This window comes from Pseudomonas sp. HMSC057H01 (genome assembly GCF_001836405.1).
In the GTDB taxonomy this organism is placed as follows: Bacteria; Pseudomonadota; Gammaproteobacteria; order Pseudomonadales; family Pseudomonadaceae; genus Pseudomonas; species Pseudomonas aeruginosa.
Genome location: NZ_KV828484.1, coordinates 25,377 through 31,352, shown reverse-complemented (window position 1 = coordinate 31,352; position 5,976 = coordinate 25,377). Strand labels below are relative to the sequence as shown.

The window sequence follows — 5,976 nt, the reverse complement described above, 5'->3', positions numbered from 1 at the left end:
CGCCGGGTAGCCGCTAGGCTGCCCGGCACGTCATACTCGACAGCCAGTCTCCAGGGCACGGCCGTCATGAACCCTCCCCTTCCGCACTTCCGCTACCATCCCGAACCGCTCGCCAGCGGCAGCATCGAGGCTTCCGCCGCCACCTGCCAGTGCTGTGGCAAGGCTCGTGGCTACGTCTACACCGGTTCGCCCTATTCCCGCCACGAGTTACCGCCCGGCAGCCTTTGCCCCTGGTGCATAGCCGACGGCAGCGCGGCCGCCCGCTACGAAGCGAGCTTTTCCGACGATTATCCGCTGCTCGACGCCGGCGTCGCCGCGAATATCGTCACCGAAGTCTGCGAGCGCACGCCCGGCTACGCCTCCTGGCAGCAGGAGCGCTGGCTGGTTTGCTGCGAGGATGCCTGCGCCTTTCGCGGCGACGCGGGGCGTGAGGAAATCGGGCAACTGGGAGCCGAGGGCCTGGCGCAGCGCTTCGCCGATTTCGCCTGGCCGGCTAGCACCTGGCAACGCCTCGTCGACGCCTATACGCCCGGCGGCAATCCGGCCATCTACCGCTTCGACTGCCTGCACTGTGGCCAGGCGCATTACGACCTGGACTTCACCTGATAGAACGCGGCCCTACAACCCCATCTGCTTGCCGATGATCTCGTTCATGATTTCCCGCGAACCGCCGCCGATGGAGAGAATCCGGTTGTCGCGATACAGCCGCTCCACCAGGCTTTCGCGCATGTAGCCCATGCCGCCGAGCACCTGCACGGCATCATAGGTCAGGCGATCGGCGACATCGGTAGCGAAGTTCTTGGCCATCGATATCTCCTTGATCACGCTCTTGCCGGCAGCCATCTTCGCTGCCTGGCGATAGGTGAACTCGCGGGAAACCTCCAGTTGCGTGGCCATTTCCGCGAGACGATGGCGCAGCACCTGGAACTTGCCGATCGGCTTGCCGAACGCTTCTCGCTCGCGCGCCCAGCGCAGCGACTCCTCCAGAGCCAGTTGCGCGGTCATGTTGGCCATCACCGCCAGGGCCAGGCGCTCGCTCTGGAAATTGGCCATGATGCAGGCGAAGCCAGCGTTCTCCACGCCGATCAGGTTTTCCGCAGGCACCCGGCAGTCGTCGAAGAACAGTTCGGCGGTATCCGACGCCCACCAGCCCATCTTCTTCAGCTTGCGGCCGACACTGAACCCGGCAGTGCCCTTCTCCACCAGCAGCAGGCTGATGCCGGCGAAACCCTCGCCGCCGGTACGCACCGCCACCGTGTAGTAGTCCGCGCGCACGCCGCTGGTGATGAAGGTCTTGCTGCCGCTGACGCGATAGTGATCGCCATCGCGCACCGCACGGGTCTTCAGGTTGGCCACGTCGGAGCCGCCAGAGGGCTCGGTGACCGCCAGGGCCATGATCTTCTCGCCGCGCAGCACCGCCGGCACCACCCGCTCGCGCACCTCGGGACGGGCCCACTTGACCACCGGAGGCAAGCCGATATCCAGCGATCCCAACCCGGCGACCAAGCCGCCGGAACCGCAGCGCATGAGCTCTTCGCTGGCCGCCACCTTGGCGAACAGATCGCCTTCGCAACTGCCGCCGTAGGCTTCCGGGTAGCCGATGCCGAGGATCCCGGCCGCGCCGGCCTTGAGATAGAGTTCACGGGGAAATTCCTCGGCCTCCTCCCATTCATCGATGTGCGGCAACACCTCGCGCTCGACGAAACGGCGCACCGAATCCCGGATCAGTTGATGGGACTCGTCGAAGTACTGCTGGAAGTCAGTCATGGCCGGGCTCCTGATGGGAGCCTCAGAACTTACCTAGCGCTTGCTTGGTTTTCAATACGGGAAACTGGCCATCGGCGAGGGCGTATAGGCCGCCCTTCCTACGGACACGGGAGGCACAGAGCTCAGGAGATCGGCCGCCGTCCGGCCAGGGCGTGGGCCAAGGTGCCGCCATCGACCAGCTCCAGCTCGCCACCCAGCGGCACGCCATGGGCGATACGCGACAAGGTCAGGCCGCGGCCGGCCAGTAGCTGGGCGATATAGTGGGCGGTGGCCTCGCCTTCCACGGTGGGGTTGGTGGCGAGGATCACCTCGCTGAAGGCTCCGTCCCTGATCCGCGCTTCCAGTTCGGGAATGCCGATCGCCTCCGGCCCCAGGCCGTCGAGCGGCGACAGGTGTCCCTTGAGCACGAAATAGCGGCCGCGGTAGCCGGTCTGCTCCACCGCGAATACGTCCAGAGGGCCTTCCACCACGCAGAGCAGCGAGTCGTCGCGTCGCGGGTCGGCGCACTGCGGGCACAGCTCCTCCTCGCTGAGGGTACGGCACCGCCGGCAATGACCGACCCCTTCCATCGCGGCGGTCAACGCCTGGGCCAGCTTCAGGCCGCCGCTGCGATCGCGCTCCAGCAGCATCAGCGCCATGCGCTGGGCCGACTTCTGCCCGACACCGGGAAGAATGCGCAGGGACTCGATCAGTTGGCGGATCAGCGGGCTGAAACTCATGCAGGACTCGTCGGATAGAGGGAGGGGAATGGCTGCCGGGCGCCGTCCTAAGAAGGCGGACCCGGCACGAACGCAGAATCAGAAGGGCATCTTGAAGCCGGGCGGCAGTTGCATGCCCGAGGTGAAGCCGGACATCTTTTCCTGGTTGTTCTGCTCGATCTTGCGCACCGCATCGTTGACCGCGGCGGCGATCAGGTCTTCGAGGATTTCCTTGTCTTCCTGCATCAGGCTGTCGTCCAGGCTGACGCGCTTGACGTCGTGGCGCCCGGTCATCACCACGCTGACCAGACCGGCGCCGGATTGCCCGGTCACTTCCGCGTTGGCCAGCTCTTCCTGCATCTTCTGCATCTTTTCCTGCATCTGCTGCGCCTGCTTCATCAGGCCGGCCATGCCACCTTTCATCATGTTCTTCACCTCGAATGTCGTCTTGTTGCGTGCGCCAAGCGCCGGTCAGGCCTTGGCTTCCAAAGGTTCGATGGTACCGTCACGGACCACCGCGGCGAACTGCTCGCGCAACTGCCGGACCAACGGGTCGGCATCGATCGATGCCTCGGCCGCCCGCTGGCGCTCGGCACGCCGGCGTGCCGCTGCCTGGGCCGGGGTCTCCTGCTCAGGCTTCTGCAGGGTCACCTCCAGTTTGAGGGTGCGCCCCAGGTGCTGGTTCAGCGCATCGTTCAGCCGCCGCTGCTGGGTGGCGTTGAACAGCGCGCTCTGGCCCGGATCGAGATGCAGATGCCATTGGTCGTCGTCGGCAGCTACCAGCGTACAGTTGGCAGCGATGCTGGCGGTCAGGCCGCCGAGGCCGAGCCGCGGGAACAGCTCCAGCCACTCCGCGGCCAGGCCGGTGGCCGGCTTCGCCGCCGGCAGCGGCTCCTCCACCACGACCACGTCAGGCTCGGGCGCGGCATCCAGGTAGGCCAGGGTATCCATGTCGACTTCGTAGTAGTCGTCCGCGGGCGGTGGCTCGTCGTCCTGCTCGTCCTGCTCGTCCTGCTCGTCCTGCTCGTCAGGTGCTACCGGCAACGCAGCCGGCAGGGCTTCCAGAACGGTTTCCACCACCGCCTCGACCGCCACTGCCGGAGGGGCCGAGGGAGCCTCCACGGCTAGCGGCTCGGGCTCGGGCTCGGGCTCGGGCTCGGGCTCGGCAGCGAGGCTCGGCGCCGGCTCTTCCCAGGGCAAGTCGACGACCTCTGCCGCGGCGGCGGGCTCTTCGACAACCGCTTCCGCGACGCGCACCTCGACCGCCGCCGGTGGCGCGGATGGCGCTGCCGCCGGGGCAGCCGGGGCTTCGACGGGCGCAGCCACGACAGGCGCGGCAGCAACGGCAGCGACCGGCGCAGGCGAGGCCGCGCCGGCCACGGGGGAGTTGGCGGGATCAGTCGTGGCCTTGCTGATCCCCAGGTCCTTTAGCGGCGTCCTCGGCGCGCCGTCGGCGTCCGCCGGGCGGAACGCGAGCATCCGCAGCAACACCATCTCGAAGCCGCTACGCGGATCGGGCGCCAGCGGCAGGTCGCGGCGGCCGATCAGGCCCATCTGGTAATAGAACTGTACGTCTTCCGCCGGCAACGCCTGGGCCAGGGCCAGCACCCGCTCGCGGTCGCCCTGGCCATTGTCGATCGCTTCCGGCAGGGCCTGGGCGATCGCGACGCGGTGCAGCACGTTGAGTATTTCGGCAAGCACGCCGCCCCAGTCCGGCCCCTGCTCGGCCAGGTGGCGCACCGCTTCGAGCAGAGCGCGCGCATCGCCCTCCAGCAAGGCCTGGAGCACGCCATAGACCTGGCCGTGATCGAGGGTACCGAGCATCGCCCGCACGTCTGCGGCCAGCACCTTGCCCTCGCCGAAGGCGATGGCCTGGTCGGTCAGGCTCATGGCGTCACGCATCGAGCCGTCGGCGGCGCGCCCGAGCAACCACAGGGCGTCATCCTCGAAGGGCACGTTCTCGGCTCCGAGCACGTGGGTCAGGTGCTCGACCACCCGCTCCGGCGGCATGTTCTTCAGGGAGAACTGCAGGCAGCGCGAGAGGATGGTCACCGGCAACTTCTGCGGGTCGGTGGTGGCCAGCAGGAACTTGACGTGCGGCGGCGGCTCCTCGAGGGTCTTGAGCAGCGCATTGAAACTGTGTGACGAGAGCATGTGCACTTCGTCGATCAGGTAGACCTTGTAGCGGCCGCGGGTCGGCGAGTACTGCACGTTGTCGAGCAACTCGCGGGTATCCTCGACCTTGGTCCGGCTCGCGGCGTCCACTTCGATCAGGTCGACGAAGCGGCCTTCGTCGATTTCGCGACAGACCGAGCATTCGCCGCACGGCGTGGAACTGACCCCGGTCTCGCAGTTCAGGCACTTGGCCAGGATCCGCGCGATGGTGGTCTTGCCGACCCCGCGGGTACCGGTGAACAGGTAGGCATGGTGCAGCCGCTGGTTGTCCAGGGCGTTGATCAGAGCCTTGAGCACATGGGTCTGGCCGACCATTTCACGGAAGGAACGGGGACGCCATTTACGCGCAAGAACTTGATAACTCATCGAAAACCGTCGCAGAAGGGAAGCACAAGTCGGCCAATGCTAGCGCAATTTACCCCTTCTGCGCTCGCTGACTTGGCAAACTGCGTGCTAAGAATTCCCCTGGCCCTTCAGCAGCCCTCGTCGGTGGCAATGACTCTACCCTCCCTGACTTCGTTCATGCCTCATTTCGGCGCACCGGCGCTGCTCCTGCTGCAGTTGCTCGCGGCCCTGCCAGCGACGGCCACGGAGAACGACGCGACGCCATTGCGCTTCTCGGTGATGGAAAGCTGGAGCATGCCGTTGATCCGCCTGGAACGGGGCCAGCCGATCGACGGCATCGTCTACGACATCACCCGCTCCCTGGCCCGGCAGGTCGGCCGCAAGGCGCTCTACCACCCCTACCCGCGCGGGCGCATCGAGCAGGCGATGAACGGCGCTGAAATCGATGTTCGCTGCTATATCAGCCCCGCCTGGCTCAGCCACGACTTCCCCGGCTATCGCTGGAGCGTCGCGCTGCTGGTGCAACGCGACATCCTGGTCGCCCGCGAAGGCTTCGCGCCGATTCCCGAGGCGCTGCCGGCCCAGCGTATCGGTACCGTCCTCGGCTACAGCTATCCCCGCTTGCAAGCGCTGTTCGACATCGGCCGGCTACGCCGCGACGATGCGCGCACCCAGGACCTGGTGCTGGAAAAGCTGCGCGCCGGCCGCTACCGCTACGCGGTCAGCCATCAACTGTCGCTGCACTGGAGCAACCGCCAGGCGCCGGGGCAGCCGCCACTCCAGGAAGCCGCGCAGCTCGAGGAAACGGCAGTGAGCTGCCTGGTGCGGGATTCCGCGGAGGTTCCGGTGGAAGCGATACTGAAGACGTTCGAGGAAATGAAGCGCAGCGGAGAGATCGAGGAGATACTGCAGCGCTACCGATAAGAGCGGCGGCGGTCTGCGAAAAATGGCGAGCCTGAAATGGAGGCGGCCCCGCCAGCCACACCCCGGC

6 protein-coding genes are annotated in these 5,976 nt (G+C 66.7%); 2 read left to right on the top strand and 4 right to left on the bottom strand.

Features of this window, described 5'->3' with window-relative positions; genetic code table 11:
• The first annotated feature begins 66 nt into the window (after window positions 1–66).
• Window positions 67–606 carry a CbrC family protein gene (locus tag HMPREF2581_RS18380; protein ID WP_003111079.1) on the top strand — a complete coding sequence of 180 codons (540 nt, stop codon included), beginning with the start codon at window positions 67–69 and terminating at the stop codon, window positions 604–606.
• Window positions 607–618: 12 nt separating this feature from the next.
• Here the strand turns inward: HMPREF2581_RS18380 and HMPREF2581_RS18375 are convergent, their stop codons facing one another.
• From HMPREF2581_RS18375 to dnaX, 4 genes are all read right to left on the bottom strand, one after another.
• Window positions 619–1,767 carry an acyl-CoA dehydrogenase family protein gene (locus HMPREF2581_RS18375; protein WP_003111078.1) on the bottom strand — a complete coding sequence of 383 codons (1,149 nt, stop codon included), beginning with the start codon at window positions 1,765–1,767 and terminating at the stop codon, window positions 619–621.
• 122 nt (window positions 1,768–1,889) lie between these two features.
• Window positions 1,890–2,486 carry a recombination mediator RecR gene (gene recR / locus HMPREF2581_RS18370; RefSeq protein WP_003111077.1) on the bottom strand — a complete coding sequence of 199 codons (597 nt, stop codon included), beginning with the start codon at window positions 2,484–2,486 and terminating at the stop codon, window positions 1,890–1,892.
• A gap of 78 nt (window positions 2,487–2,564) precedes the next feature.
• Window positions 2,565–2,891, bottom strand: a complete 327-nt coding sequence (locus HMPREF2581_RS18365) for a YbaB/EbfC family nucleoid-associated protein (protein ID WP_003087236.1) — start codon at window positions 2,889–2,891, stop codon at window positions 2,565–2,567.
• A gap of 45 nt (window positions 2,892–2,936) precedes the next feature.
• Window positions 2,937–5,006, bottom strand: a complete 2,070-nt coding sequence (gene dnaX / locus HMPREF2581_RS18360; RefSeq protein WP_070867360.1) for a DNA polymerase III subunit gamma/tau — start codon at window positions 5,004–5,006, stop codon at window positions 2,937–2,939.
• A 36-nt stretch (window positions 5,007–5,042) separates the two neighbouring features.
• Here dnaX and HMPREF2581_RS18355 point away from each other — a divergent pair, with 36 nt between their 5' ends.
• Entirely contained in the window at window positions 5,043–5,909 is an 867-nt protein-coding gene (locus tag HMPREF2581_RS18355) for a substrate-binding periplasmic protein (RefSeq protein ID WP_003140216.1), read from the top strand.
• The last annotated feature ends 67 nt before the right edge of the window (window positions 5,910–5,976 follow it).

Excerpts from the sequence above, each read along its gene's own strand:
- HMPREF2581_RS18375 (WP_003111078.1), bottom strand. The coding sequence starts at position 1,767 with ATGACTGACTTCCAGCAGTACTTCGACGAGTCCCATCAACTGATCCGG.
- HMPREF2581_RS18365 (WP_003087236.1), bottom strand. The coding sequence starts at position 2,891 with ATGATGAAAGGTGGCATGGCCGGCCTGATGAAGCAGGCGCAGCAGATG.
- HMPREF2581_RS18355 (WP_003140216.1), top strand. The coding sequence starts at position 5,043 with ATGCTAGCGCAATTTACCCCTTCTGCGCTCGCTGACTTGGCAAACTGC.
- recR (WP_003111077.1), bottom strand. The coding sequence starts at position 2,486 with ATGAGTTTCAGCCCGCTGATCCGCCAACTGATCGAGTCCCTGCGCATT.
- HMPREF2581_RS18380 (WP_003111079.1), top strand. The coding sequence starts at position 67 with ATGAACCCTCCCCTTCCGCACTTCCGCTACCATCCCGAACCGCTCGCC.
- dnaX (WP_070867360.1), bottom strand. The coding sequence starts at position 5,006 with ATGAGTTATCAAGTTCTTGCGCGTAAATGGCGTCCCCGTTCCTTCCGT.